General features: G+C 71.7%; 24 protein-coding genes. 13 read left to right on the plus strand and 11 right to left on the minus strand.

The genetic code is table 11. The features are described from left to right. Positions 1 to 44 precede the first annotated feature (44 nt). Positions 45 to 1,004 (plus strand): lysylphosphatidylglycerol synthase transmembrane domain-containing protein, encoded by a 960-nt coding sequence (locus tag ACNF49_RS51760; RefSeq protein ID WP_482942248.1) that lies wholly within the window; start codon positions 45 to 47, stop codon positions 1,002 to 1,004. Here ACNF49_RS51760 and ACNF49_RS51765 read toward each other — a convergent pair. Genes ACNF49_RS51765 through ACNF49_RS51780 form a run of 4 tightly spaced genes read right to left on the minus strand, consistent with a single transcriptional unit; the run spans position 905 to position 5,846 of the window. Beyond that, a complete protein-coding gene (locus tag ACNF49_RS51765) occupies positions 905 to 1,969 on the minus strand; it encodes a glycosyltransferase family 4 protein (protein WP_357970188.1) in 1,065 nt (354 codons plus the stop codon). The two genes, ACNF49_RS51760 and ACNF49_RS51765, sit on opposite strands and share 100 nt — an antisense overlap. Before the next feature lie 3 nt (positions 1,970 to 1,972). Further along, positions 1,973 to 2,902: a glycosyltransferase family 2 protein gene (locus ACNF49_RS51770; protein ID WP_357970185.1), complete on the minus strand. Its 930-nt coding sequence runs from the start codon at positions 2,900 to 2,902 to the stop codon at positions 1,973 to 1,975. Between the two features lie 52 nt (positions 2,903 to 2,954). Next, a complete protein-coding gene (locus ACNF49_RS51775) occupies positions 2,955 to 3,788 on the minus strand; it encodes a hypothetical protein (RefSeq protein ID WP_482942249.1) in 834 nt (277 codons plus the stop codon). Positions 3,789 to 3,821: 33 nt separating this feature from the next. Beyond that, the gene (locus tag ACNF49_RS51780; protein ID WP_482942250.1) at positions 3,822 to 5,846 is read right to left on the minus strand and encodes a glycosyltransferase family 39 protein; all 2,025 of its coding nucleotides are present in this window, start codon (positions 5,844 to 5,846) and stop codon (positions 3,822 to 3,824) included. Positions 5,847 to 5,911: 65 nt separating this feature from the next. Here ACNF49_RS51780 and ACNF49_RS51785 point away from each other — a divergent pair, with 65 nt between their 5' ends. The 5 genes from ACNF49_RS51785 (at position 5,912) to ACNF49_RS51805 (ending at position 12,326) form a co-directional block, all read left to right on the plus strand. After that, complete coding sequence (locus ACNF49_RS51785; protein WP_357970177.1) at positions 5,912 to 7,417, plus strand: hypothetical protein; 1,506 nt, start codon at positions 5,912 to 5,914, stop codon at positions 7,415 to 7,417. 143 nt (positions 7,418 to 7,560) lie between these two features. Beyond that, positions 7,561 to 9,189 (plus strand): LCP family protein, encoded by a 1,629-nt coding sequence (locus ACNF49_RS51790; RefSeq protein ID WP_482942251.1) that lies wholly within the window; start codon positions 7,561 to 7,563, stop codon positions 9,187 to 9,189. 172 nt (positions 9,190 to 9,361) lie between these two features. Then, positions 9,362 to 10,561, plus strand: coding sequence for an acyltransferase family protein (locus tag ACNF49_RS51795; protein WP_357970171.1), 1,200 nt, complete (start codon positions 9,362 to 9,364; stop codon positions 10,559 to 10,561). 56 nt (positions 10,562 to 10,617) lie between these two features. Next, positions 10,618 to 11,580, plus strand: coding sequence for a glycosyltransferase (locus tag ACNF49_RS51800; protein ID WP_482942252.1), 963 nt, complete (start codon positions 10,618 to 10,620; stop codon positions 11,578 to 11,580). 38 nt (positions 11,581 to 11,618) lie between these two features. Continuing rightward, positions 11,619 to 12,326, plus strand: a complete 708-nt coding sequence (locus ACNF49_RS51805) for an acetoacetate decarboxylase family protein (protein WP_482942253.1) — start codon at positions 11,619 to 11,621, stop codon at positions 12,324 to 12,326. Here the strand turns inward: ACNF49_RS51805 and ACNF49_RS51810 are convergent. From ACNF49_RS51810 to ACNF49_RS51835, 6 genes are all read right to left on the minus strand, one after another. Beyond that, positions 12,323 to 13,207: a glycosyltransferase family 2 protein gene (locus ACNF49_RS51810; RefSeq protein WP_357970163.1), complete on the minus strand. Its 885-nt coding sequence runs from the start codon at positions 13,205 to 13,207 to the stop codon at positions 12,323 to 12,325. The two genes, ACNF49_RS51805 and ACNF49_RS51810, sit on opposite strands and share 4 nt — an antisense overlap. Before the next feature lie 186 nt (positions 13,208 to 13,393). After that, positions 13,394 to 14,161 (minus strand): CDP-alcohol phosphatidyltransferase family protein, encoded by a 768-nt coding sequence (locus tag ACNF49_RS51815; RefSeq protein WP_482942254.1) that lies wholly within the window; start codon positions 14,159 to 14,161, stop codon positions 13,394 to 13,396. Then, complete coding sequence (locus tag ACNF49_RS51820; RefSeq protein ID WP_357970668.1) at positions 14,139 to 15,179, minus strand: iron-containing alcohol dehydrogenase family protein; 1,041 nt, start codon at positions 15,177 to 15,179, stop codon at positions 14,139 to 14,141. Before ACNF49_RS51820 ends, ACNF49_RS51815 begins: the two co-directional genes overlap by 23 nt. A 29-nt stretch (positions 15,180 to 15,208) precedes the next feature. After that, positions 15,209 to 15,943, minus strand: coding sequence for a phosphocholine cytidylyltransferase family protein (locus tag ACNF49_RS51825; RefSeq protein WP_357970159.1), 735 nt, complete (start codon positions 15,941 to 15,943; stop codon positions 15,209 to 15,211). 77 nt (positions 15,944 to 16,020) lie between these two features. Continuing rightward, positions 16,021 to 16,644 (minus strand): DUF5941 domain-containing protein, encoded by a 624-nt coding sequence (locus ACNF49_RS51830; protein WP_357970156.1) that lies wholly within the window; start codon positions 16,642 to 16,644, stop codon positions 16,021 to 16,023. A gap of 58 nt (positions 16,645 to 16,702) precedes the next feature. Then, positions 16,703 to 18,118, minus strand: coding sequence for a CDP-alcohol phosphatidyltransferase family protein (locus tag ACNF49_RS51835; RefSeq protein WP_482942255.1), 1,416 nt, complete (start codon positions 18,116 to 18,118; stop codon positions 16,703 to 16,705). Between the two features lie 91 nt (positions 18,119 to 18,209). Between ACNF49_RS51835 and ACNF49_RS51840 the strand changes: the two genes are divergently transcribed. Both ACNF49_RS51840 and ACNF49_RS51845 read left to right on the plus strand, forming a co-directional pair. Further along, a complete protein-coding gene (locus ACNF49_RS51840; protein ID WP_357970151.1) occupies positions 18,210 to 18,944 on the plus strand; it encodes an IspD/TarI family cytidylyltransferase in 735 nt (244 codons plus the stop codon). Positions 18,945 to 19,013: 69 nt separating this feature from the next. Next, positions 19,014 to 20,747 (plus strand): CDP-glycerol glycerophosphotransferase family protein, encoded by a 1,734-nt coding sequence (locus ACNF49_RS51845; protein ID WP_357970149.1) that lies wholly within the window; start codon positions 19,014 to 19,016, stop codon positions 20,745 to 20,747. Here ACNF49_RS51845 and ACNF49_RS51850 read toward each other — a convergent pair whose 3' ends face one another. Next, entirely contained in the window at positions 20,748 to 21,764 is a 1,017-nt protein-coding gene (locus tag ACNF49_RS51850; protein WP_482942256.1) for a glycosyltransferase family 2 protein, read from the minus strand. It lies immediately after the preceding gene. A gap of 82 nt (positions 21,765 to 21,846) precedes the next feature. Between ACNF49_RS51850 and ACNF49_RS51855 the strand changes: the two genes are divergently transcribed. The 5 genes from ACNF49_RS51855 (at position 21,847) to ACNF49_RS51875 (ending at position 26,323) form a co-directional block, all read left to right on the plus strand. Further along, positions 21,847 to 23,289: an LCP family protein gene (locus ACNF49_RS51855; RefSeq protein WP_482942257.1), complete on the plus strand. Its 1,443-nt coding sequence runs from the start codon at positions 21,847 to 21,849 to the stop codon at positions 23,287 to 23,289. A 34-nt stretch (positions 23,290 to 23,323) separates the two neighbouring features. Then, positions 23,324 to 23,671 carry an STAS domain-containing protein gene (locus tag ACNF49_RS51860; RefSeq protein ID WP_357970142.1) on the plus strand — a complete coding sequence of 116 codons (348 nt, stop codon included), beginning with the start codon at positions 23,324 to 23,326 and terminating at the stop codon, positions 23,669 to 23,671. Between the two features lie 109 nt (positions 23,672 to 23,780). After that, positions 23,781 to 24,611, plus strand: a complete 831-nt coding sequence (locus tag ACNF49_RS51865; RefSeq protein WP_482942258.1) for a GNAT family N-acetyltransferase — start codon at positions 23,781 to 23,783, stop codon at positions 24,609 to 24,611. Then, positions 24,608 to 25,447, plus strand: a complete 840-nt coding sequence (locus ACNF49_RS51870) for an LLM class flavin-dependent oxidoreductase (RefSeq protein ID WP_357970137.1) — start codon at positions 24,608 to 24,610, stop codon at positions 25,445 to 25,447. The genes ACNF49_RS51865 and ACNF49_RS51870 overlap by 4 nt, the downstream gene beginning before the upstream one ends. A 162-nt stretch (positions 25,448 to 25,609) precedes the next feature. Beyond that, complete coding sequence (locus tag ACNF49_RS51875; RefSeq protein WP_482942259.1) at positions 25,610 to 26,323, plus strand: DUF4097 family beta strand repeat-containing protein; 714 nt, start codon at positions 25,610 to 25,612, stop codon at positions 26,321 to 26,323. Positions 26,324 to 26,342: the final 19 nt, after the last annotated feature.

Raw genomic sequence — 26,342 nt, forward strand, 5'->3', positions numbered from 1 at the left:
GCCCACATGCTGGCTCTCCCCGGGCTCCCGCGTAGCCTGGGCTGATGTTGCGCCGCCTGCTGCGCGTCCTGCTCGCGCTGGTCGCCCTCGCCTTCCTCGGCTACGGCCTGGCGCGGAACTGGCACGACACCACGCAGGCCCTGGCCAGACTGTCGCCGTGGGCGGTGCTCGGGGCGTTCGGGGCGGTGCTGGCCGGGCAGGTCTGCATGCTGGTGGCCTGGCGGCAGATCATGGCGGGGCTCGGCACCCGGCTGCCGCTGCGGGTGGCCGGACGGATCATGTTCGTGGGTCAGCTCGGCAAGTACATCCCGGGCGCGGTGTGGGCGTACGCGGCCATGATGGACCTCGGGCGCGATCACGGGAGCCCGCCGCGGCGCACGTTCGCCACGATCTCGCTCGGGCTGGTGGTCAACCTCGGCGTCGGCATCTCGATCGCCGCCGCCACGCTGAGCTCGCACGAGGCGGTCCGCCGGGCCTGGTACGTGGTGCTGCTCGTCCCGATGATCATCGTGTGCCTGCATCCCAAGGTGCTCACCTGGGGGCTCAACCTGGCGCTGCGCATCGCCCGCAAGGAGCCGCTGGAGAGCGTGCTGCCCGGCCGCACGGTCGTCGTCGCGGTCGCCTGGACCGCGCTCGGCTGGTTCGTCTACGGCCTGCACACCTGGCTGCTGTCCGGCCGCCCCGACCTCTACCTGGTGGCGACCGGCGCGTACGCGTTCGCCTGGTGCACCGGCATCCTGGCCTTCGTGGTGCCCGCCGGGGTGGGCGTGCGGGAGGGCGCGCTCGTGCTGGTGCTCGGGCCGGTCATCGGCACCGCTCCGGCCATCGCGGTGGCGATCGTGTCGCGGCTGGCGTTCACGCTGGCCGACGCGGTCGCCGCGGGGGTGGCGTTCGTGCTCGCCCGTCAGATGCCGAGCAGCGTGCCGGCGTACGCCGCCCAGAACGGCTCGGGATCGACCGCCTTGACCCCCGACCGCAACCTCTCCGGCTCGCCCGAGGCGTAGAAGCGCTCGATCGCCGCGCGCAGCGCCCCGGCGTCGCCCGGCTCGACCAGCAGGCCGTCGACGCCGTCGGTCACGTGGTCGGCCAGCGCGCCCACCCGGGTGGCGATCACCGGCACGCCGTGCTCGTGGCCGAGCCAGACGTTCTGGCTGGCGGTGGCGCTCCGGTACGGCAGCACCAGCGCGTCGGCGGCGGCGAACAGCTTCGGCACGTCGGCGGCGGGGACGTACCCGGGCCGCAGCTCCACCCGGCCGGCCAGGCCCAGCTCGTCGATCAGCGCCTTCGTCCCGTCGAGGCCGCCCCAGAACTCGCCCGCCACGGTCAGCGAGATCCCCTCGGGCAGCGCCCGCAGCAGCAGGTCGAGCCCCTTGTACGGGCGTACCATCCCGAAGAACAACAACCGCCGGCGCACCCCGCCGGACTTCTCGGCCGACGTGGACGGCAGGTGCGGCGGCAGCCCCGCCACCCCGACCGGCTTGCCCGGCGCGAGCCCCCTGGCCAGCTCGGCCTGCTGCTCGGAGTGGGCCAGCACGCCGTCGACCCGCCGCAGCAGCGCCTTCATCAGCGGCTGGTCGTACGGCTTGCGCTCGTGCGGCAGCACGTTGTGGCAGAGCGCGACCGTCCGGGCCTTCCGCCCGATCCCGGACAGGATCCCCAGGTACGGAGGAACCTGCACGGAGCTCAGCACCGCCAGCACCACCAGGTCGGCCGTGCGCAACCGGCGCCCCGCCGCGAACCACCCGTCGGGCCGCCGCCAGTCGAGCCGCCGCGCGGTCCGCGGGTACGGCGTGCCCTCGGGCTCGGAGATCGTCTGCTGCCCGGGGTAGAGGAACGACGGGTACTGGGCCCGCCACGACTCGATCACCACGTCGTGGCCCTGGGCCGCCAGCCGGTGCGCCAGCTCGGTGGTGTGCTGCGCCCCGCCACCCTTGTACGGATGGGTCGGGCCGACGATCGCGATCCGCACGCGCTATTCCCCCCGCGACCGCACGATCAGGTCGGCCAGCAGCGCCACCGAGCCGATCAGCAGGCCCGACAGGAAGATCATGACCGTGTTGGCCGGGAAGTAGAACGGCTGCCGGACCATGTCCCAGACGCCCTTCACGAACCCGATCGCCACCAGCCAGAGCGCGGGCGGCATGAGCACCTTGAGCGGGTTGAAGTACATGATCATCCGTAGCACCTGCAGGATGTAGCGGTAGGCGTCGGAGACGAAGCTGAACTTCGACTTGCCGGCCCGCTTGGCGTACTCGATCGGCAGGTAGTAGACGTCGTGCTGGTTGGACAGGAACGACAGCGTGATCGTCGTGACGCAGGAGAACCCGGGCGGCAGCAGCCGCAGGTAGGGGCGGGCCACCGACTTGCGGAAGGCGCGCAGCCCCGAGTTGAGGTCGGGGATCTTCTGGCCGGCGAGCTTCTCGGCCACCTTGCGGATCACCCACTTGGCCGGCACCCGCAGGATCTTGTGCGACCCCTCCTCGCTGGTGCGCGCGCCGACGACCTGGTCGACCGTCTGGTCCTTCTCCAGGATCTGGACCAGCTCGGGGATGCGCTCGTTGGGGTAGGTCATGTCGGCGTCGGTCCAGACGACGATCTCGCCCCTGGCCTCCTGCGTGCCGATGCGGCGCACGGTGCCCGAGCCGCCATTGCGGTGGAAGGCGCGGATGCGCAGGTGGGGGTATTCGGGCGCGGCCTCTTCGAGCCGGGCCAGGGTCTGGTCGGTCGAGCAGTCGTCGACGGCGACCAGCTCGTAGGTGTAGCCGCTGGAGTCCATCGCCCGCGTGATGCGCTCGACCTCGTCGATGACGTGGTCCTGCTCGTTGTAGCAGGGCAGGACGATCGTGACGTACGGCGCTTCTTCCACGGCAGGTCCACTCTTGGGGGTCTCAAGCGTGCTCACGGGGGTCGAGGGTACTCTGCCCCGCTGGAAGCCGAGTCCACATCGACGGGCTTTACACTCGCTTGATCAGCTGTGACCATCCTACGCCGGGCATCCTGAGCATCTCCTGACCGACGGCCCTGGCCCTGGCGGGGTCGTCGAACCGCACGTACAGCACCTCGGGGATCTCGGCGAGCGTGAGAGGCCGCGCGTCGCCCCGATGGAGCCGGGCCAGCCGCAGCCCGAACGGCTTGTCCTGGAGGAACACCTCGGCCACGCCGTCCAGCTCGCGCAGCCGGGCCACGACGGCGTCGCGCTGCGCCTCGGTCGCCACCGTCCGGCAGGCGGCGTCCTCCTGCCCCTGACCGCACATCACGACGGTCAGGTCGGCCTTGCCCTGCCAGAAGTCGGGCATCCGAGGCAGGAGCAGGACGCCCTTCTCCCCGGCCAGCCCGCGCCGGACGGCGTCGTAGTCGGCCGGGCCGCGCACCCCGCCCTCGATCTGTGGGACCCAGCCCCCGGCGCGGAGCCCCGTCAGGCCCTCGGTGACGACCGCCGTCTGGGCCCAGCGCCGCTCGATCTCGTCGGCGGGCACCAGCGTGGGCGCGACCGCCTCGGGGATCCGCCGGACCAGCGCCAGCACCCGCTCGGCGGTGCCGCGCGGGCAGCCCTCGGTGCCCTCGGTGCACAGCGTGACGGTGAAACCGTCCACGACGGGCAGCGCGCCTTCCGGCGGAGGTGAGGGCTGGAGCGAGCGCAGGTGCAGGGCCCAGCCGCCCCCGCCGAGCGCCGCCACCAGGAGGACGGCCGCCACGATCATCGCCGCCGTCCTCTGGTGGGCTCTGATCCAGGGCCGTAACCAGGGCTCCCGGTCGTCGCCGAACGACAGCTCGTCGGTGTCAGACATGTCCAGAACTATCGCGATCTTCCCGGACCGGGGTCAACCCACCGCCATCCATACGTTCACCCGCAACGACCAGGTGCCATTGGGCGGGTCGACGAGCGAGCGTTCGTCCTGCCGCGTCGCCAGGGCCATGATCTGGCGCGGCGTTCCGTAGGGCGCCACCTGACCGGGGTCGGCGGCCAGCACGACCGGCACCCGGCCGGCCGCCCTGACCCTCTCGACGGCGGCCCGGACCTCCGGCTCCGCCGCCAGGTCACGCCCTGGGGGCCGCGCCACCTGCGCCGCCGGACGTCCGCACATCCCGCGGACGAGCTGGGTGAAACGGTCGCCGGTCACCCGCTCGACGAAGAGCACCGACGCCTCGGCCGGGAGCGCCGCGCACATCGACCGGACCGCCGCCGCCTCCCCCCGCTCGACCGGCGTGAACGCGGTGCCGATCGAGGTCACCACCGGCGGCGCGAGCACCAGCAGCACCCCCGCGACCGTCGCCCACCGCCGGACCGGCTCCCGCGGCCACGACCGCTCGCGCAGCCAGCCGAGGCCCCACACCGCCAGCACGATCAGGCCCGGGATCACGACCGGGACCAGCCGCCGGGAGGCCCACGGCTGATCGGGGGTGATCTCGGGCCGCAGCAGCGTGGTGACCGTCGTCCAGCCGATCACCGCCAGCGGCAGCAGCCAGACGAACGGCCGGCCGTCGCGCAGCAGCCTGCGCAGCAGCACGGCCGCCGCGAGCGTGGCCAGGACGACGGCCGGGATGCCGATGTACCAGGTCACCCAGTGGAGCGAGAGCTCGAAGTAGAGCCGGTCCGCCTGGACGGGCAGGCCGTTCGCCTGCTGGATCTGGGCGATGAACTCGGCCGTGCGGGCGTCGTCGACGTTCGCGGCCTTCCTGGTCACGGTCTGGAACCAGGGGCGGGCGTACAGACCGGCCATCACCAGCATGACCAGCACGGCCCCCGCCGTCGGCAGCCACCGCGGCGGCCGGATCCCGGCCAGCGCGGGCGCGGCGGCCACGCCGACCGGCGTGAGCACCAGCACCACCGCGCAGATGAGCAGCAGCGGCCGAACAGACCCGGACAGATACTCCAGATACGGCCGGGCCAGCGCGTACGCCGCCAGCAGCCCGAGCCCCGCCCCCGCCACCAGCCCCGCCAGCAGCGGCACCCCCACCGCGCCCTGCGGCCGGCCGGAGCGCCGCATCGCGACCAGCAGCCCCGCGTACGCCAGCACCGGCAGCACGTCGCGCAGCCCGTCGACCCTGACCAGCACCGCCAGCCCCAGGACCAGCCCGGCAGGCAGCCCCTGCCGCCAGCCGGGCCGCTCGGCCTCGATCGCGTCCTGGGCCAGCGCCAGCCCGCCGAACAGCAGGATCAGCGACGGGATCTCGCTGAACGTCGTGCGCGAGGTGTAGAGGATCGGCAGGCTCACCGCGAACGCCGCCGCCGCGAGCACCGCCCACCGGCCACCGGCCAGCCGCGCCGCCACCCCGGCCACCGTCAGCACGGCCAGCGCCCCCAGCACGGCCGGCACCGCGAACGGCGCCCCCAGCCAGTCGCCGATCGCGAACACCAGCGGCGGCCCCGGCATGAACTGCGGCACCACCCCGCCGTCCACCGGGTACGTGCCGACGCTGTCGAAGTACAGGGATGGGTGGTGGCCGCCGAACGCCGCCGCCTGATCCGGGATCGGCAACGAGCCGTGCCCGGCGATCCAGGCGGCGTACTGGGCGTAGGTCGCCGGGTCGCGCCGGACGAGCAGCTGCTCGGAATGCATGACGACGTTGAACACGCCCGACCCGGCGGCCACCGCCACGACCCCGGCCACCTGCCAGGGCGTGGCCTGGACGCCCTGGCCCGCGCCCCGCCTCCCGCGCAGGACGCCGCGCGTGCCCGCCCAGCACAGCAGCGCCGCCGCGGGCACTCCGAGCAGCAGCGCGGGCAGCGGCGCGAACCGGCCGGCCAGCAGCAGCGGCAGGCCCACGAGCAGCCAGCCGGCCAGGGCGAGCGCGGGCGACACCGACAACGCGGCCAGGAGGCGGCCCGATCGATCACGTTCCATCGGTGAGCGAGCGTATCCAACACCGCGGTCACGGCGTCCGCGGAAACGCGGGTAGCGTACGCGAGGTGCAGGAGGAGCGGGATGACCAGCGGGTGAATCCGGAGCCGCGCGCGGGGACCCCCGCCCGCGTCCAGAAGCCCAAGTGGTTCGCGCGCGTCCGGGAGCCCGGGTGGTGGCGGCGGCACGGCTGGTTCGCCGGGGTCCTGGCGGTCGGCGCGGCCCTGCGCGCGCTCGCCATGCTCGGCTACCGCCCGGCCCTGTGGTTCCCCGACTCCTACACCTACGTCGTCACCGTCTTCCGGCCGCGCCCCGACCTGGTGCGCCCGGCGGGCTACTCGATGTTCATGAAGCTCCTGGAGCCCTTCCACGGCTTCTGGGCGGTCACCGCCGCGCAACACCTGCTCGGCCTGGCCACCGGCGTTCTCGTCTACGTGGCCGCGCGCCGGGCCCCGCGCTGGGCGCGCACGCTCGCGGCCGTGCCGGTGCTGCTCGACGCGTACCAGATCGAGCTGGAGCACCTGCTGGTCTCCGACACGCTGTTCCTGTTCCTGGTCGTGGCCGCCGTGACGCTGAGCCTGACCGAGAAGCGCGCCACCGTCGCCGCCGTCGGCCTGCTGCTGGCCGCCGCCACCCTGACCAGGACCGTCGGTCAGCCGCTGATCGTCGTCCTGGCCGCGTGGTTCGTGCTGCGCAGGCGCGTGGGCCTGGCCGGGGTGCTGCTCGCCGCCGCGCTGGTCCCGGTCATCGCCTACGGCGGCTGGTTCTACGCCACCTACCACCGCGTCGGCCTGGTGGGCGCGAACGGCGTCTTCCTCTACGCCCGAACGATGTCCTTCGCCGACTGCGCCAGGATGAACCCGCCGGCCGACCTGCGGGTGCTGTGCGACCCCCGTCCGCCGGAGCTGCGTCCGCCGTCGCAGGAGTACATCTGGAGCAAGGACTCCCCGCTGGTGAAGCTGCCGGGGATCACGTTCTCGACGGCGAACGACGACCTGGCCTCCAGGTTCGCGACCCTCGCCGTCACCAGCCAGCCGCTCGACTACGCGGGCTCGGTGCTGGCCGAGCTGGCCCGCACGTTCGCGTGGGGGCGGCCGGTCTACCCCGACGCGGAGATCTACGCCTACTACGAGTTCCCGGTGACCCCGCCCGGACCACCTGGCCGCTATCCCGCGCAGGTCGGCGCCGACTATGCCAAGCTCTACGAGCAGGGTGCGATCGGTACGGAGATCGTCGAGCCCTACGCCGGATGGCTGCGGGGCTACCAGAGCGTGGTGCGCCTGCCCGGCCCGGTGCTGCTGGCGCTCCTGCTCGCGCCGCCCGTCGCGGCCGCCGTGCGCCGGGCGCGGGGCCTGCGGCACGCCGGTCCGCCGGCGTGGCTGGTGCCCTGGGCGGCAGCCGTTGTGTTGCTCGTCACACCGCCCGCCGTGGCCGAGTTCGACTACCGGTACGTGCTCCCGGCCGTGCCTCTGGCCTGCCTCGCGGGGGCCCTGAGTGTCCGGCCTGACCTGCGGAGACGGTCAGAAAGCGGGAAAGACTTTGGCAATGATATTCCACGAAATGTCCGGCTCTGAGTATGCTGTGCCGCGGAAACATCACGCCCGGGTCACGGTCGTTTCCGGCGGTCATGGCACCGGGCACGCCGTACGTGACCTAATCTCGTGGCGCGGAGCGACCAAGCCGGCGCGTTGGCGCAAGGAACGAGGCTAGGGGGCGTATGAGTGACTACAGGAGCGCGTCCGTCCAGGACGCCAGGGTCGCCCCCAGCGCTCCGGGCAGCCGGATGGCGCGAAGGGCCGCGGGCTCCCCGCCTCCCTCGCCCGACGACCGGCCCACGCGCGGCCACCGCGGCGACGGCGGCGGCGGTCAGGGCAAGATGCGGGTGCTGGCCTGGGTCAGCATCGCCGCCACCACGGTCATGGTGGCCGGCGCGCTGACCGGTTACACCGTCTACCGCGACGCCTTCGGCAACATCACCCAGAAGAGCGTCAAAGAGGACATCATCAACCCGCGTCCGCGCGACACGGGCGCGCTCAACGTGCTGCTCGTCGGCTCCGACACCCGCGCGGGCAAGGGCAACTCCAAATACGGCCAGCAGCTCGCCAGGACGGCCGATGCCGGCGGCAAGCGCACCGACACGATCATCGTCATGCACATCTCCCCCAACCGGGACAAGGCGCGCCTGATCAGCTTCCCGCGCGACTCGATGGTGCAGATCCCGAAGTGCAAGAACGAGACCACCAAGGCCGAGATGCCGCCCCGCCGGGACATGATCAACTCGGCGTACAACTCCGGCGGCATCGCGTGCACGATCTCCACGATCGAGACGCTCACCCAGATCCGCATCAACCACTTCGTCGAGGTCGACTTCAGCGGCTTCAAGAACATCGTCGACGCCCTCGGCGGCATCGAGATCTGCCTCAAGTCCGGCGTCAACGACAGGGCGTCCCATCTCGTCCTGCCTCCCGGCAAGAGCCTGCTCAACGGCGAGAAGGCGCTCGGTTACGTACGCCTGCGCCACTACGGCGACGGCAGCGACATCCAGCGCATCAAGCGCCAGCAGATCTTCCTGAGCAAGGTCATCGCCAAGGCCACGAGCAGCGAGCTGCTCACCGACATCGGCAAGCTGACCGGCTTCATCAAGGCGGCGGCGGGCTCGGTCACCATGGACCCCGAGCTGGCCAACGACACCCAGCAGCTCATCGACATCGCCACCAGCGCCAAGGAGCTGACCGCGGGCGGCGTGCAGCTCACCACGATCCCGTGGCTGCCCGACCCTCAAGACACCAACCGGGTGATCTGGAAGGAGCCCGACGCCTCGGCGCTGTGGGCCTCGATCATCAGCGACACCGAGGTCGCGAGCCCCTCGCCGAGCGCCAGCGCGACCACCAAGCCCAAGGTCACGCCGAAGCCCGAGCAGGTGAAGGTCCAGGTGCTCAACGGCACCACCACGCCGGGCAAGGCCCGCCTGGTGGCCGACGAGCTGGCCAAGCAGGGCTTCAACGTGGTCGGCGTGGGCAACTACCAGGCCGCCGACGGCGCGAGCCTGCCCTCCAGCGAGATCCACTACGCCAAGGGCGCCGCCACCGGCGCCGACTACGCGGCCGTGCTGTCCGGCGCGGTGCTGCCCAAGCCGGCTCCCGCGGCGGGCAAGGTCACCGCGACCAACCCCCAGCCCTACACCTCCGGCACGACCGGCACGGCCGCCGGCGCGGGCGGCAAGGGCGCCCCGGTGATCCAGCTCGTCGTCGGCTCCGACTTCAAGTCGGTCAAGGTGACCAAGCTTCCTGACAGCGTGAACAACAGCACCATCACCGCCGCCGACCAGAAGAACGTGTGCACCTGAGGCTCCAAGTTCCCTGTGGAACCGGACCTCTCGTGAGACAGGGACCACTAGATCGGGATAATGTTTGCGGGTCGGCGACGCAGCGCGACATGGCCGCTGTTAAGGCGGTTGTAAGTATGAAATGTCAGAGTTGCGTCGTGCACCCCGGCCCCTAGCGAAGCTGAGCTCCCCAGTGTCTGACACAAAGTTCTCCCCACCGGTCACGACCCCGCGGAGCCCTGACGGCCCCGTCGAGGAAGGCGGGCCGGCGAACACTGGAGCTCGCTGGCCCCTGCCCCAGGAGTCCGTCTGGGGCAACCAGACCGACCCCCACGGCATCGCGACGGCCGAGCGCCCCGAGGAGCAGCAGGAGCCCGCCGAGGAGCCCGAGCCGCCCAAGCGCAGGCGCGACCCCTACCTCGACAACGTCAAGTTCATCCTGATCGCGCTCGTGCCGCTGGGCCACTCGCTGGTGCCCACGCTCTCGGCCCATTCCTCCAGAGCGCTCTACATCTACATCTACATGTTCCACATGCCGCTGTTCGTGCTGATCAGTGGCTATCTGTCCAGGAACTTCTGGAACTCCAACGCGAAGACGAACAAGCTCGTCGACACGTTCGTCGTGCCGTACGTGATCGTGGAGATCGGCTACGCCGCCGTCCGCTCCGGGCTCGGCCAGAAGTGGAGCCTCACGATCATCGATCCGGCGTGGCTCAACTGGTACTTGCTGGCGCTGCTGTTCTGGCGGTTGTCCACACCGGTGTGGAAGCGGATGAAGCATCCGGTCCCGGTGGCCATCGCGATCTACATGTTCGCCGGGTTCTCGCAGATCGCGGGCGACTTCAGCATGGACCGCTTCTTCGGCCTGCTGCCGTTCTTCGTGATCGGCCTGGTGATGCAGCCCGAGCACTTCGAGATGCTCGACAAGCTGTGGATCAAGATCGTCTCGGGGGTCACGCTGCTCTGCGCGGCGGCCGTGGCCATCGTCATCGCGCCCAAGGCGCCGCTCGCGCCGTTCTACTTCAAGAACAGCTTCCAGGACATGGACCTGTCCTGGTGGATGGGCCTGCTGCTCAAGGTCGGGCTGCTGGTGTGCGCCCTGGCGATGTCCTTCGCGGTGCTGGCGCTGGTGCCGCGCGGCGAGACCTGGTACTCCGACCTCGGCACCCGCACGCTCTACTGCTACCTGCTCCACGGCATCCCCGTCCTGATCGCCAAAGACCAGGGCTGGCTGGCGCTGCCGTGGCTGCACGGGCCGCTCGGCGTGCTCGCCATCGCGTGCAGCTCGTTCGCCCTGGCGATCGTGTTGTGCCTGCCGGAGACGCGCACGGTCTTCAAGTGGGTGCTCGAACCACGCCTGACCTGGCTCTATCGCCGCCCCTCTGGAAGTTAAGCGGCCCTTCCACCTGAGTTAACGCCCTTGACCTGGTAGGCGCGGAGCATCGACGCATGCGCGCATGTGTCGCCACCACCGTCCATCATCCCGAGGACGCCCGGATCATGCACCGGCAGATCAGGGCGCTGCTCGACGCGGGCCACGAGGTGACCTACGTCGCGCCGTTCACCTATTACAACGTCACCCCGGCCGTCGGGCTCACCGCCGTCGACGTCGCCCGGCAGGCCCCGTACGGGAAGGCCCGCGCGGCGCTCAGGCGCGGCGTGCGGGACGCCGACCTGCTGATCGTGCACGACCACCGGCTGCTGCGCGCGCTGCCCCACCGGCGCCCTCCGGTCGTCTGGGACGTCCGCGAGGACGTCTCGCCCAGGCGGCGGGCCCGCGCGGAAAGACGGCACCACCTGATCACCTCCGCGGAGGTGCCCGAAGCGACCCTGGTGTCGCCCAGCCCGCCCCCTCCCGGCGACACCAGGGTCGTGCACATCGGCCGCCTGTCGGCCGAGCGCGGCGTGGCCGAGCTGATCGCCCTGGCCGAGCGCCTGGCGCCGCACGGCATCCGGATGGACCTCATCGGCGCCGCCGACCGCGACGTGCGCCCGCTGCTGCGCGACGCCCAGCGTGTCGGCCTGCTCGACTGGTTCGGGTACGTGCCCAACCGGCACGCCCTGCGCATGTCCGAGGGCGCGCTGGCCGGGCTGTCCCTGGCCGCCGACACCGTGACCGGGCCGCCCACGAAGATCCTCGACTACATGGGCCGCGGCCTGCCGGTGATCGCCACCCCGCAGGCCGCCCCGCTGGTGCGGGCCGTCGGCTGCGGCCTGGTGGTGCCCCGGGACGTGGACGCGCTGCTGGACGCCGTCCTGGACCTCAAGGAGGACCCCGTGCGGCGGGCCGACCTGGGAGCGGTCGGGCACGCCGAGGCCCGGCTGCGCCACCACTGGCCCGACCGGGCGGCGGACTTCGTCAAGCTGGCCGAGTCGTGGGCGGGCCTGCCCGAACACGCGCTGGCGGTGTAGGAATGGCCAGCGGGCTTCCGGGTTGATGTACTGGACCCATGGCATCGCATCTGATCCAGGGCCGGACGGTGGGCATGCCTGTGCGAGTGGAGGACGCGGAGGTCTGCAGCGCCTTCTACGCGGTGCGGGCCGACGCGGCGCGGGCGGTGATCGCCTATTCCGGCCTCGACGTGGCCGAGGTGTTCCCCGGCAAGGCCGTGTGCGTGCTGCTGTTCGTCGACTACCGCGAGGGCGACCTCGACACCTACCACGAGTTCGGGATGGCCTTCCTGATCCGGCGGCCGGGGGCGGCCGGCTCGGTCGGGCTCGGTGACCTGCGCGGCGCGGGCGTCTTCGTCCACTGGCTGCCCGTCGACCAGCGGTTCACGCTGGAGGCGGGGCGGACGATCTGGGGCTTCCCCAAGGAACTGGCCGACATCGAGCTGCGGCTCGGGTCGCCGTACAAGCGGTGTGTACTGCGCAAGGACGGCAGGCTCGTGCTCGACCTGCTGATCAGGCCCGGCGTGCCGGCGCCGGCCGCCATGGCGCCGCTCGACGCCTTCACCCATCTGGAGGGCGTCACGCGGCGCATCCCCTGGTCCGTACGGGCCAGGGGCACGCGCGTGCGGCCGGGCGGCGCGCTGATCCGCCTGGGCAACCACCCCATCGCCAAGGAGCTCAGCGAGCTGGGGCTGCCCAAGCGGGCGCTGTTCGCCTCGACCGTCTCCCATGCCTCGATGACCTTCGGCGAGGCGGAGGCGGTCTAGACGATCGGCGGGCGGCCGAGCTTGACCATGCGCCAGGCGGTGCGCCAGGCCATGGGACGGCGCTCGCCCGCCGGCGTGCGCAGCCCCTCGAAGAAGCCGGAGAACCACGCCTTGATCGCGACCCCCGAACGGCGCTCGCGGATCAGGGTGAGCACCACCCAGTTGGTCAGGTAGAGGAACGCCAGCGGCCAGGGCAGGTTGCGCCGCGCCAGCCACACCCGGTTACGGGCGTTGAGCTGGTAGAACTGCGCGTGGCGGGTCGGCGGGACCTGCGGGTGGTACATGACGGTCTCGGCGTCGTACTCGATCCGGTAGCCCTCGCCCAGCAGGCGCCAGGCCAGGTCGGTCTCCTCGTGTGCGTAGAAGAACCGCTCCGGCAGGCCGCCGACCTGGAGGAAGGCCGAACGCCGCACGGCCGAGGCGCCGCCGAGGAACGTGGTGACCGGCGAGGAGCGCTGCGGGTCGCCCGCGCGCAGCCGGGGCACGTGCCGCCGCTGGCCGACGCCGCCCTCGGGGTCCATCACCCGGAAGGAGATCACCGCGAGGTCGGGCTCGGTGGCGAACCGGTCGCGCACGTGGGCGACGACCTTCTGGTTGGCGTACCAGCCGTCGTCGTCGAGGAACAGCACGACGTCGCCGGAGCACTCCTCGACGCCGCGGTTACGGCCGGCGGGAATGCCGGTGTTGTTGTCGAGCCGGATCGTCTTCACGACCGCGGCCGAGCCCTCGGGTGGCGTGGCCGACACCTGGGGCACGTCGGCGCCGTTGCCCACGATCACCACTTCGACGTCGCCGTCGACCTGGTTGAGCGCGGACTCGACGGCCCGGTTCAGCTCCGCGACCCGGTTGCCCATGGTGAGGATGACGCACGAAATCTTCAACGGGTCATCGTCCTGACGCGTTGAGGACACGAGCGGAGCATTCTTTCATGATCACCGAGTCTGCTGGTCTGCATCTTGTTGACAATGGTGGAGCTAAGCGTATCGGAACCGATGGTGAACCCCCACCGAACGGCGAACGTCCGATCAATACGACGGACGGGAAGCTCCTCCGGTTCCGACATGAGATCACCCAAGCCGCCTCGACGCCATAATGCTGATCAGATGGAGCACGGTCTGCAGCGCGGCGGCGATCGCGCAGGCCACGATGAGCACGCGGGAGGCCCCGAGCGTGCCGGTCGCCAGGTCGATCACCGCGGCCGCCACCGCGAGCAGTGACAGCTCGATCGGCTGCATGATCCGATGGAACTTCGTCGCCGCCAGCACCCTCCTGCCCAGACCGAGCAGCCCCGAACGGAACTGCACCGCCGACGCCTCGGAGGACGCGCCCAGCCCGCCCTTGGCCCGCGCCACCTCCACCAGGTCGGTCTCGGCCTTGATGAGGATGGCGCCGAGCGCGGCGGCGAAGCCGAGCACGGTGTACCAGTCGGGCAGGACGGCCGAGGCCCGCCAGCCGAGCCCGGCCAGCACGGCGGCCTCGGTGAAGTAGGCCCCGACGCGGTCGAGGTAGACCCCGGCCAGCGACGTCTTGCCCGTCCAGCGGGCCAGCTCGCCGTCGGAGCAGTCGAGCAGCAGGTAGGCCTGGACGAGCAGGGCGGCCAGCACGGCCGCCCACAGCCCCGGCAGGGCCAGCACGAAGCCCGCCGCGATCCCGACGACCGTCATCACCCAGGTGAGCTGGTTGGGCGTGATCGACGTCTTGCTCGTCAGCCACGTGACGTAGATGGACAGCCGGCGCATGTAGAGCACGCCTGCCCAGTGCTCGCCGTTCCTGCGGTCGAGATGGCCCTCGGGCTGGGCGACCCGCCGCAGCTCAGCTACCGAAGGCCCGGACATAGTCCCCCACCCGATCGCGGATCTCGGAGTCCTGCATGCGCAGGTGCTCCAGGATCGTGTAACGGCCGGGACGGGTCGACGGCGCCAGCGCGACGACCTCGGCGAACTGCTCGCCGGTCAGCCCGATGTCGGCGGGCACGACCGGGAGCTCGTGCCGGCGCAGGCAGTCGACGACCTGGGCCACCCTGGCGGCGTCCTCCCGCAGGAAGAAGCAGAAGGCGGCACCTATGCCGGCGAGCTCGCCGTGGTTGGAGGTGCCGGGGAAAAGCTGATCCACGGCATGAAGGATCTCATGATCTCCACCGCTCGCGGGCCGCGACGACCCGGCGACGACCATCGACATGCCGGACAGGATGAGCGACTCGGCCAGGACGGTCAGGAACGCGTCGGACTCGATGCCGTCGCTCCGGCCGACCAGCGCCTCGGCGGCGGTGCGGGACATCGAGCAGGCCAGGCCGTCGATGGGCTCGCCGCGCTCGACGCTGCCGAGCTGCCAGTCCTCGATCGCCGACAGGTTGCTGACGACGTCGCCGATGCCGGCCCTGACCAGCGACTTGGGCGCGTTGTGCACGAAGTCGAGGTCGACCAGGATGGCCAGCGGCATCGGCACGCCGAACGTGCCCTTGCCCCCCTCGTAGACGAGGGAGGCGGTGGGCGAGCAGATGCCGTCGTGGGAGAGGTTGGTGGCCACGGCCACCATGGGGATGCCCGCGAGGGAGGCGGCATACTTCGTCGCGTCGATCGTCTTGCCGCCGCCGACCCCGACGACGACCTCGTAGGCGCCCTTGCGCAGGTCGGCGCCGAGTGAGACGGCCGCCTCGACCGACCCGTCGCTGACCCTGAACACCTCCGCCTCGTCGAGGGTGGGGGCGATCAGGCGCTCGATGTGGTCGCCCTGGCCGGGCCCGACGGCCACGGCCACCCGGCCGGAGGTGGCCACGCGGCTGTCGGCCAGCAGGGCGCCGAGCTCGGCGACGGCGCCACGCCTGACCTCCATGGTCAGGGGCGCCGGCAGCATCCTCGCTAGAAGCGGCATGCGCGCTCCCTCTAGTAGCGAACGGCTATGGTGCGAGCCTTGGCCAGGTCGTCGTGGTTGTCCACCTCGACCCAGTCGACCTCGCCGATGGGCGCGACGTGGATCGCCTCGCCGCGCTCGACCATCTCCTGGTAACCGTCCTCGTAGTAGAGCTGGGGGTCGCGCTCGAACGTCGTCCTGAGCGCGTCGGCCAGCCGCTCGGCCGCGCCGGGCCTGATGAGCGTGGCGCCGATGTACTCGCCGTACGCCTCGGCCGGGTCCATCAGCTTGGTGATGCGGCGCAGCGAGCCCTCCGGGGAGAGGGTCACCTTCATCTCTTCGTCGGCCAGCTTCTTGACGTTGTCGACCGCGAGCAGGACGTCGCTCGTCTCGGGGGCGGCCAGCAGCGTCTTCTCGACCGAGACGGGGTGGACGGTGTCGCCGTTGACCAGCAGCACGCCCTGGGCGAAGTAGTCGCGGGCGCACCACAGGGAGTAGGCGTTGTTCCACTCCTCGGCCTTGTCGTTGTGCACGAGGGTGAGCTTGACGCCGTGGCGCCTCTCCAGCTCCTCCTTGCGGTCGTGCACGGCCTGCGCCGCGTAACCGACGACGACCACGACCTCCCGCAGGTCCACCTCGGCGAGGTTGCGCAGCGAGATGTCCATGATCGTGGTTTCGCCGTCAACCGGCACGAGCGCCTTGGGCAGCGTGTCGGTGTACGGCCGCAGGCGTCGTCCGGCCCCGGCGGCCAGAACCATTCCCAGCAACGTGCACTCCTCGGTCGAGCATGACTACGTGTGCCCAAAGGTTAGTTGCCTTTGGCCCCTTCGCGGGTAATCCGGCGTTAGTCTTGCGTTCCCATCTCGCTCGCCTCGGCGCCCGATCGGGGCGCGGCCAGCCAGCACGTGACACTCTCCCAGCCGAACAGCGCCCACAGGTAGAGGGTCAGCAGCACGTACCCGGCGGTCATCCAGCCGGCCAGGGCGGCCAGCGAGACCGCCATCATCCGGCCGTCCCAGCCGAGGCCGAGCGTCGAGAGCCAGGCCGGCGGGTAGACGCGCTGGCGCAGCCGGTAGACCAGGTCGTAGTGGTGGAAGGCGAGCGCGCCGAGCAGCAGGAAGGTCAGCACCGGCGGCAGCCCGTGGGCGAAGCCGCAGGCAGCGACGAAGCTGTACTCGATGAGCCGCAGGATCGGCGGCACGAGCCAGTCGAAGCGGCCGTCGTGCGGATGGGTGCTGCCCGGCCCGGCCAGCAGCAGCGTCACGGCGGGCGCGAACACCGCGAGCCCGTCGGACCCGGCCACGCCGATCAGCAGCAGCACGCCGGTGACGAACGTGCCGGCGATCACCGGCGGCAGCGGCGGGAGCTGCCCGGCCACGAGCAGGCCCATCGCGCGCGAGAGCGGCCCGTCGTCGCGGTAGGCGACGACCTTGCTCTCTGGCACGGGGGTCATGTGCACGGAGATCACGCTGCCCACCTCCCGATCCGGCGAACCGCCGCCCTCGGCACATCCGCCCCGGCGGCCCTCACCGCGCCGACCTCGCGACGCGCCCGGCGAGCTGGTAGAGGGCGGCGACCCCGCCCCAGCAGAGCAGGGCCACGAACGTCACCCTGGCGTCCCACACGGCGGCGGTGACGGCGATCAGCACCGTCCGCTCGCCGATGGGCAGCACGACGATCTTCCTGAGCCAGCGGGCGAGCGAGTCGCGCTCCAGCCGCTGTGCGAGCCCGAGCATCCCGTGGGCGTGCCGCGCGTCGGCCGGCTCCAGCAGCGACCGGGCGGGCCTGGCCCACAGCGCGCCGACGCGGCCCGCGTCGGCCAACGCCCCGGCGTAGGAGTAGTCGATGGAGTGGCGGACGACCTGCGTGATCATCGCGGCGGCGGCCAGGTACCAGATCGCGGTCCCTCCGTAGCCGAAGGCGAGCCCGACGTAGACCAGGTACTCCTTCAGCCGGTCGGCCATGCCGTCGGCCCAGGCGCCGAGCGGGGAGAACGTGCGGGTGTAGCGGGCGAGCTGCCCGTCGAGGCAGTCGAGCGCGAACGACATCAGGAACAGCGCGCCCCCGGCCGCCCGCCCGGCCTGGGTGCCGGCCGAGAACCAGACGGCGGCCAGCGCGGCCAGGCCGATCGAGACGCCGGTGACGGCGTTGGGGGTGAGCTTGAGGCGGACGGCCGGCCTGATCAGGTGGCGCGACCAGGTCGAGACGAAGAACGTGGCGAAGAAGCCGTCGTCCTCCTTGACCGAGGTGTCGAGCCGGACCCTGGCCTCGTCGACCTCGGCGAGCCTGGTCAGGGCGCTGTCGGCGGCGTGCTGGCCGGTCACGCGGTCGGCGTGCAGCGGGCCGATCGAGGCGGCGCGCACCCGTACGCCGGCTCTGACCAGGCCCACCAGCAGCAGGTCGACCGCCTCCACGGGGGTGACCGGGCCGAGCCTGCCCAGGTCGGCCAGCTCGGCCAGCTCCTCGGCGATGTCGGCCAGGGACGCCAGGTCGGCCTCGCCGGTCTGGAGCACGCCCCTGAAGGTGGCGTTGGCCTCCGGGACGGTGTGGAACGAGCTGCCGGCGGCGACCACCCGGCCGGACTCGACGCGTACGGGCGGCCGCATCGGGGCGCCGGCGTCGTCGTGGGAGACCAGCGCCCCGGTGTCGCGCGCGGGATGTTCGAGCAGCAGCGCGAGCGCCTCGGTGTGGGCGACGAGGTCGGCGGGGAGCACCACGATCGCGCCCGAGGAGACCCGGGCGATCTTGGCCACCCCGCGCAGGTCGGCCCCGAGCCCGCCACCGGGGGTCACCACCTGGACGTCACGGACGGGAAGCGCGGCGAACTGGTCGCTCAGCCGGTCGAGGAGCGTGCCGTCGGCGCAGGAGAGCCGGCACGCCGGGGTCGTGGCGAGCAGCACCACCGAGGTGGTCGTGCCCTCGCGGGTGAGTGAGTCGGGCAAAGCGCAGGTCTCCTCCCGGTAGGGAGTGCGTGGACACAGCGTAGCGACAGGGGCGCGCGATATCACGGAACAGGACCGTTACGCTGCCGACATGGATGCAGCGCGGCGGTCGGTCGGAGTGCTCCTCGCGGGAGGCGTGGGGCAGCGGGTCGGACATGAGATACCCAAACAACTCATCGAAGTAGCCGGGCGGACGATCCTGGAGCACTCGATCGCGGTGTTCGAGCAGGCGCCGGAGATCGACGAGATCGTGGTGCTGATGACGCCCGGCTACACCGACCGGGTGAAGGAGATCGTGGCGAACGGCGGCCACCGCAAGGTCACCCAGATCGTGGAGGGCGGCCGGAGCCGTACGGAGAGCACGTGGCGGGCGTTGCGGGCGCTGGGCACGCAGGAGTGCGACGTGCTGCTGCACGACGCCGTACGGCCCCTTCTGGAGCCGCGGATCATAACCGAGTGCGTGGCGGCGCTGCGTACCCACCGGGCCGTCAACGTGGCGATCCCGAGCTCCGACACGGTCCTGGTCGCCGTGCCCGGCCCGGACGGCGAGGTGATCGGCGAGGTCCTCGACCGCTCGCGGCTGCGCCGCAGCCAGACGCCGCAGTGCTTCCGGCTCTCGGTGATCCGCGAGGCGTACGAGCGGGCCCTGGCCGATCCGGGCTTCGCCGAGCGCCCGGCCACCGACGACTGCGGCGTGGTGCTGCGCTACCTGCCCGAGGTGCCCATCCACCTGGTCCCCGGCAGCGAGCGCAACATCAAGGTCACCCATCCGGACGACCTGCGGATCGCCGAGCAGCTCTTCGCGATCAGGGGGTCCATCTCCTGACGTGTCCGGGCATGTCGTAGACGTTCGCGTGGAAGGCCCTTGACCTGCGGGTTGTTACCGTGCGGTCGCATGAGAAGACTGCTGGCGATCGGCGCGCTGCTCGGCTGCTACCCCGTCCTGCTGGCGTCGGCGCTGTGGCCGGCGCCGTTGCTGTTCGGGCTGGTCGCCGTGGTCTCCTACGCCGTCGAGTTCGCCGCGGGACGCCTGGACGGCGGGCTGACCGAGCTGCTCAGCCGGATGCACCTCGGGACCACGCTGCGGTTCGCGGCCAGGGAGACGGCCGCGCTGCTGCTGGTGGCGCGGGTGTCGGGAGCCGACTCGCCGTGGTTCGTGGCGCTGGCCGCCGGGCTGTTCGCGCTGCACGGCGCGCGGGCCGCGCACTCGGGCCTGGCCATCCGCCTGCGGCAGACGCTGAGCAGCATGCCGGTGACCACCCGCAACCTCGACGTGTCCGCGCTGCGCATCCCCAAGATGCCGCCCCCGTTCCTGGGCGGCCACCGCGGCGTGCGCTTCCTCGGGCTCGACGCCCTGCCGGTGCTCGGCGCGACGTTCGGCGCGGCGGCCGGGGCGGCCGGCGCGGGCGTGGCGCTGCTGCTCGGCGTGGCGGGCGTGCTGGCGCTCCTCCCGTACGTGCGCCGCACCCGGCCGCTCGGTGACCGGGCGAGGGTGCTGGAGGTCGTGGGCGAGCAGGTCAGGGCCTACGACCCGGAGGTCATCCTGTACTTCTCGGGCGCGACGGCCGCCGCCTACCAGGCCAGGATGTGGCTGCCCACCCTGGAACGCATCGGCAGGCGGGCCATCGTCGTGCTGCGCGAGCGCGGCATGGCCAGGCACCTGGAGTCGACGACGCTGCCGATGGTGTGCATCCCGTCCTCGGCCGACCTGATGAGCTTCCGCGCCCTGTTCAGCGCCAAGCTCTGCCTGTACGTCTCCAACGTCGGCCGCAACGTCCACATGCTGCGCATCCCGACCCTGCGCAGCGTGTTCCTCAACCACGGCGACAGCGACAAGGAGGCGTCGTTCAACCCGTTCTCGCGGGTGTACGACGAGGTGTGGGTGGCCGGGCCGGCCGGTCGCGACCGCTACCGGCGCGCCCGCGTGGGCGTCCGGGACGAGAGCATCCACGAGGTCGGCCGCCCGCAGCTCGAGGGCATCTCGACCGAGGGTCCCGGGCTGCCGTACCGGACCGTGCTCTACGCCCCCACCTGGGAGGGCTGGAACGACGACCTGTTCCACACGTCGCTGATCACCATGGGCCCGCGCATCGTGCGCGCCCTGCTGGACCACGACCCGCAGCTGCGGATCATCTACAAGCCGCACCCGCTGACCGGCCACCGCGACAAGAGCGCCGCGCGGGCGCACCGCAGGATCGTGTCGATGATCGAGGCGGCCGAGCTGGCGAAGTCGAAGGCCAGGCATCCGTCGAGCCCCGGCGGGGCGCCGGAGATCAGGCACCTGATCGTCACCGGCGAGAGTCCGCACCTGTACGACTGCTTCAACGAGTGCGACCTGCTGATCAGCGACATCTCCAGCGTCGTGGCCGACTTCCTGGCCAGCGAGAAGCCGTACGCCGTGACGAACGTCGCCGGGCTGACCGAGCGCGACTTCCACGAGCGCTACCCGAGCACCGAGGCGGGGGTGCTCCTCGGCGAGGACCTCGCGGCCCTCGCCGGTTTCCTGGACGGTGAGGACACCCTGGCCCGAGCCAGGATCAAGCTCAGGAGCTACCTGCTCGGGCCGGAGTACCCGGACGCGCTGACCCGCTTCGACGCGGCCGTCGAGCGGGTCTTCGCGGGCTCGTGATCAGTGTGGCGGCCTGGACAGTCTTCGCGGGCTGGTGAGGAAGCCCCAGCCCCACGAGACGTGCATGGCTGCGTAGACGAGGGGCAGCCGCAGCTTGACCGCGCCCGGGAGCCCGCTGCCGGTGACCGCCGAGCCGGCCACGATGGCCAGCGCGTAGCCGCCGGGGACGACGAGCGTGAGCGGGAAGAACGGCGACAGCACCAGCCCCAGCGCCATGGCCAGCACCGCGGCGGGCGGGGCCAGGTAACGCAGGTTGATCGTGCCCTCGTGGGTGCGCGCGACCACGCGCCGCCAGCGGCCGTAGTGGAAGTACTGCTTGGCCAGCGCCTTGACGTTGGGCCGCGGACGGTAGGTGACCCGCATCCGCGGCTGGAACCAGACCAGCCCGCCGGTCTGGCGGATGCGGTGGTTCATCTCCCAGTCTTGAGCCCGCTGGAAGTGCTCGTCGTAGCCGCCGACCCGGTCGAGCGCCGAGCGGCGGAACACGCCGAGGTAGACGGTGTCGGCCGGGCCCGCGGTGCCGCCCACGTGGAAGGCTGCGGCGCCGACGCCGATCTTGGAGGTCATGGCGCAGGCCACGGCCTGCTCGAACGGTGTGACGCCCTCGGCCGCCATGACGCCGCCCACGTTGTCGGCGCCGGTCTCGGCCAGCGTCTCGACGGCGACGCGCAGGTAGTCGGAGGGCAGCATGGCGTGCCCGTCGACCCTGGCGATGATGCCGTTGCGTGCGGCGGCGATGGCGGCGTTGAGCGCGTTGGGCGTGCGACCGGTCGGGTTGGGCACCACGGTCACCCGGCGGTCGGCCGCCGCGATGGCGTCGGCGACCTCCTGGGTGCGGTCTTGGGACGGACCCACGGCGAGGACGACCTCGATCTCACCGGGGTAGCTCTGGGCGAGGACCTGGTCGACGGCCTCGCGAAGGTGCCGCTCCTCGTTGAGGACCGGCATGACGACGGAGATGGGGGGCCAGCCGCGCGTCTCCGCGGGCGCGTGCGGCGAGTCGGGGAACTGCTTCATGGCGGGGCTCACGCTACTGTACGACCAGGGGAGAAGGGCAATCGAAAGCCCCGGTGTCCCCGGCGGATCCGAGGAGGAGGGCATGCGCGAAGCGGGCGAGGAGGACGGCGGCGTGCTGGTGGGCGGCGACGCCTACGGCGGCGTCAAGCTCACTCCTGCCACCCGTCCACGCAGGCCCGTGCGGAGCGCCAAGGCCCGCCGCCGCAACGTGGTCGTCGCCGGCCTGCTGTCCACGGGCATCCTGGTCACCACCGGCGTGGTGTGGGCGACCCCGCGCCAGATCGGCACGGTCGACGCGGGCGTGACCGCCCCCAAGTCCCAGGGGGCCGAGAACATCCTGCTGGTCGGCGTCGACAAGCGCGACGACCTGACCCGGCAGCAGCAGAACCAGCTCAAGCTGGGCCGCGAGTCCGGCCAGCGCACCGACACGATGATGGTCATCCACCTGTCGGAGGACCACCAGCGCGTCACCGTCGTGAGCCTGCCGCGCGACACCTGGACGACGATCCCCGGCAAGGGCGACCACAAGATCAACTCGGCCTACCAGTTCGGCGGGCCGAAGCTCACCATGCAGACCGTCAAGGCCGCCACCGGGCTGGAGATCAACCGCTACATCGAGGTGAACATCCTCGGCTTCATCGACGTGGTCGACTCGCTCGGCGGCGTCACCGTCTGCACGCCCATCCCGATCAACGACCCCAAGACGGGCCTCAACCTGCTCGCCGGCACCCACCAGCTCCAGGGCGCCCAGGCGCTCGGCTACGCCCGCACCCGCGCCACCGCCCGCTCCGACCTCGACCGCATCGACCGGCAGCAGCAGGTCATCTCCGCGCTGCTCAACCGGGCGCTGAGCGCCGACACGCTGGCCAACCCGGCCAAGCTCGCCGCGTTCGTCAACTCCACGCTGAGCACGGTGAAGGTCGACCCAGACGACGGGCTGATCGGGCTGGCCACCCAGCTGCGCGACGTCTCGCTGGAGGACGTCCGCTTCGCCGACGTGCCGCTCGCGAACGTCGACTTCAAGGCCCCGACCGGCGAGTCGGCGGTGTTGTGGGACCGGCCGGCGGCCCGCGACATGTTCCGCCGCATCGACGCCGACCAGGACCTCGCCAAGCCCGTGCCGACCAAGACGGCCACGCCGTCGCCGGTCAAGACCGTGGTCCCGCCGGAGAGCGTCACGGTCAAGGTCATGAACGGCACGCTCATCACGGGGCTGGGGGCGCGTACCAAGTCGGCGCTGGTGGCCTCCGGGTTCAAGGTGCCCGGCGAGCCGGGCAACACCGGCAAGAAGGACCACAAGCAGACCCTCGTCCGTTACGCCGCCGGCCAGGAGGCGGCCGCCCGCCTGGTGGCGTCCGTCATCCCGGGCGCGGAGCTGCGGCAGGCCGACGTCGAGGGCGTCGAGGTGATCGCCGGCAGCGACCAGCCGAAGATCAAGAAACTCAAGCAGCCCGACACTCCGGCGAGCAAGCCGAGCGCCACGCCGACCACCAAGACCGCCATGGAGAACATATGCAAGAAATAGGCATAACTAGGTAAAGCCAGGGCACGTGATTGTCATGGTGGTCAAGTCATGGCGGGAGGACCCCTGTACCGTCCTGCACGTCGTCGGCGATCTCGACGTGGCGGGCGCTCCTCGGCTTCGCGCCGAACTCGATCAGGCGCTGGCGGCGGCTGATCCGTTCAATCTGGTGATGGACCTGACCGAGGTGCCCTTCTGCGACTCGGTGGGCCTCGGCGTGCTGGTGGAGACGCTCAGCCACGTCCAGAACATGAGAGGACGCATGATCCTTGTCCTCGGGCCGGGCATGATCCGCCACCTGCTGACGATCACCAATCTCGACCGGCACTTCGAGACCAGCGCCTCGCTCGGCGAGGCCCGTGCCGCCCTCGATCCGGCCGCCTGACGGCGTTCGGCCCGGATCATGGACGTGATGTCATTGAGGGCACATCCTCCCGGAGCCGTCGGCTCGTAGGCTCGCGGGAAGATCCCTCTCACGTCCGGAGGCCCGCACGTTGTTCGATGAGTTCCCCGAGCCTGCCCGCTCCCAGCTCGCCACGGCCTTCGCCGAGGGCAGGACCCGGCCGGAGTGGTGTTTCGCGGAAGGGCGGGCGCGCCTGGCGTTCTGGGCCCCCTTCGCGGGCGCGGACCCGGTGATCGTCTGGCAGTTCGAGCCCGGCCCCGACCCCGCGGCGGCGGCCGCGCTGCTGCGCCGCGGCCTGCGCGAGACGGGCCTGGGGAAGATCATGCACGACATCTCGCTCCCGCCCGGCCTGACCCCGGTCGTGGACCGCGCGGTGGAGCACGAGGCGCTGACCGAGGCCGGGTTCGTCATGGAGGTCGAACGGCTGACGCTCGCCTGGACGGCCGGCGCCGACGTGCCGCCGGATCCGGGCCGGCTGACGTACCGGCCGGCCCGCGACCTGCACCCGGACGAGGTGCTCGCCCTGCTCATGCGCATCTCCGAGGGCTCACTCGACCACGACACCCAGGTCGAGCTGGCCACCGCGGGCGCCGCGCAGGAGGCCCGCTGGATGTACGACGACCTGGTCAACCGCAAGGCCAAGCCCGACTGGTTCGTCGTCGGCCACCTCGGCGGCACGCCCGTCGGCCTGGTCGCGCCCGACGACCACTCCATCGCCTACATCGGCGTGGTGCCCGAGCACCGCGGCCACGGCTACGTCGACGACCTGCTCGCGCACGGCACGCGCACGCTGGCCGAGGCCGGCGTCCGGCGCATCGTCGCCGGGACCGACGTGGGCAACACGCCTACCGCCAACGCCTTCCTGCGTGCCGGATACTCGGAGGTCGGCCGGCTGTTCCGCTACTACTGGAGGGCTTCGTGAGACTTGGCGTGATGTTCGACCGGGACCTGCCGCCCGAGGAGCTGATCCCGTTCGCCCGGGCGCTCGACGAGACCGCCGTGGACGACCTGTGGGTGGTGGAGGACCTGGGCTGGACCGGCGGCGTCTCCGCGGCGGCCACCGCGCTGGCCGTCACGTCCCGGCTGCGCGTCGGCATCGGCATCACCCCCGCGCCGCTGCGCAACCCGATGTTGCTGGCGATGGAGATCGGCAACCTGGCCCGGATGCATCCCGGCCGGCTGGCCGCGGGCATCGGGCACGGCGTGCAGGAGTGGATGCGCCAGGCGGGCGCCGCCGTGCCGTCGCCGCTCGCCCTGCTGGAGGAGACGATCACGGCCGTACGCGCCCTGCTGCGCGGCGAGACGGTCACCCTGCACGGCAAGGCGGTGCACCTCGACGGCGTGTCGCTGGTGCATCCGCCGGCCGTGCCGCCGCCCGTCCTGGCGGGCGTGAAGGGGCCGCGCTCGCTGGCGCTGTCGGGGCGCGTCGCGCAGGGCACGATCGTGCCGGAGGGCGTCGGCCCGGCGCAGCTGCCCGGCATCGTCGAGCGGATCGCCGGGGGCGACGACCACGAGCTGGGCGTCTTCACCTTCCTGCACATCGGCGAGGAGGCGGACCGGCTCGCCCATCCCGTGGTCCGGGACCAGGCGGCGTTCCTGGGCGTGTCGCCGCACGACGTCGTCATGGCGGCCGGCACCCCCGAGCAGGCGGCGGACCAGGTCAGGAGCATGTGGGCGGCGGGCGCGCGGACGGTGGTCGTCCGGCCGCTGGGGCGCGATCCCCTGCCGCACGTGCACGCCCTGCTGTCGGCGCTGTAGCTTCACCGGCGTCGGGGCTGTCGTTTACCGGCGCTCCGGCGTCGGGGCTGTCGTTTCACCGGCGCGCCCGCGTCGGGGCCGTGGGGCCAATGGCCGAATGGCGGAGGGCCATCGGTCGAACGGCCGATGGGCCTGCGCCGCCGCTTCGCCACGATCGTTTCCATGAGGCTTTTGCTGGTAATCGTGGCAATCCTGGCGGTCACCGGGTGCAGTGTGCGCTTCGACAGCGATGAGGTGCCCGCCGTCCGGACGTTCCCGTTCACGGGGGCCGAACTGAAGATCACGTCCTCGCTGGGCGGGGTGCGGGTGCTGCCCGCCTCCAGCCCGGCCGTCGAGGTGCGGCGCTGGACGCGCGGCAAGGCGTCCACCAGCCCCTCCTGGTCGCTGCGCGACGGCGTGCTGCGGCTCAGCGCCGACTGCACCCTCATCGTCGGCGACTGCGGCGCGCGCTACCACGTGAGGGTCCCGGCCGGGGTGCGGCTGACGATCGACTCCCCCGACGGCGTCATCCTGAACGGCCTCACCCAGGACGTCGACGTCTCCAGCGGCGACCGCATCGAGGTCAAGGACACCTCGGGCAAGCTGCGCCTGCTGACCGACTCCGGCACGATCCAGGGCGACGGGCTGCGGTCGTCCAGCGTGCGCGGACGCACCCTGGACGGCTCGATCTCCCTGGCCTTCGCCGCGCCGCCCGCGGACCTGGACCTGAAGTCGCGCGAGGGCGGCGTGACCGTCCGCGTGCCAAAGGACTCCTACCGGGTGACGGTCGAGAGCGCGGACGGCTCCGAACACTCCGACATCAAGAGCACGAAGTCCAGCTCCAGGACCATCCTCGCCCGCAGCACGTACGGCAACGTCCGCGTCCTGACCCGCTGACCGTGGGGCGTGCCGGGCT

This window comes from Actinomadura sp. ATCC 39365, assembly GCF_054392275.1.

Excerpts from the sequence above, each read along its gene's own strand:
- ACNF49_RS51760 (WP_482942248.1), top strand. The coding sequence starts at position 45 with ATGTTGCGCCGCCTGCTGCGCGTCCTGCTCGCGCTGGTCGCCCTCGCC.
- ACNF49_RS51775 (WP_482942249.1), bottom strand. The coding sequence starts at position 3,788 with ATGTCTGACACCGACGAGCTGTCGTTCGGCGACGACCGGGAGCCCTGG.
- ACNF49_RS51780 (WP_482942250.1), bottom strand. The coding sequence starts at position 5,846 with ATGGAACGTGATCGATCGGGCCGCCTCCTGGCCGCGTTGTCGGTGTCG.
- ACNF49_RS51790 (WP_482942251.1), top strand. The coding sequence starts at position 7,561 with ATGAGTGACTACAGGAGCGCGTCCGTCCAGGACGCCAGGGTCGCCCCC.
- ACNF49_RS51800 (WP_482942252.1), top strand. The coding sequence starts at position 10,618 with ATGCGCGCATGTGTCGCCACCACCGTCCATCATCCCGAGGACGCCCGG.
- ACNF49_RS51805 (WP_482942253.1), top strand. The coding sequence starts at position 11,619 with ATGGCATCGCATCTGATCCAGGGCCGGACGGTGGGCATGCCTGTGCGA.
- ACNF49_RS51815 (WP_482942254.1), bottom strand. The coding sequence starts at position 14,161 with ATGTCCGGGCCTTCGGTAGCTGAGCTGCGGCGGGTCGCCCAGCCCGAG.
- ACNF49_RS51820 (WP_357970668.1), bottom strand. The coding sequence starts at position 15,179 with ATGCTGCCGGCGCCCCTGACCATGGAGGTCAGGCGTGGCGCCGTCGCC.
- ACNF49_RS51840 (WP_357970151.1), top strand. The coding sequence starts at position 18,210 with ATGGATGCAGCGCGGCGGTCGGTCGGAGTGCTCCTCGCGGGAGGCGTG.
- ACNF49_RS51845 (WP_357970149.1), top strand. The coding sequence starts at position 19,014 with ATGAGAAGACTGCTGGCGATCGGCGCGCTGCTCGGCTGCTACCCCGTC.
- ACNF49_RS51850 (WP_482942256.1), bottom strand. The coding sequence starts at position 21,764 with ATGAAGCAGTTCCCCGACTCGCCGCACGCGCCCGCGGAGACGCGCGGC.
- ACNF49_RS51855 (WP_482942257.1), top strand. The coding sequence starts at position 21,847 with ATGCGCGAAGCGGGCGAGGAGGACGGCGGCGTGCTGGTGGGCGGCGAC.
- ACNF49_RS51860 (WP_357970142.1), top strand. The coding sequence starts at position 23,324 with ATGGTGGTCAAGTCATGGCGGGAGGACCCCTGTACCGTCCTGCACGTC.
- ACNF49_RS51875 (WP_482942259.1), top strand. The coding sequence starts at position 25,610 with ATGAGGCTTTTGCTGGTAATCGTGGCAATCCTGGCGGTCACCGGGTGC.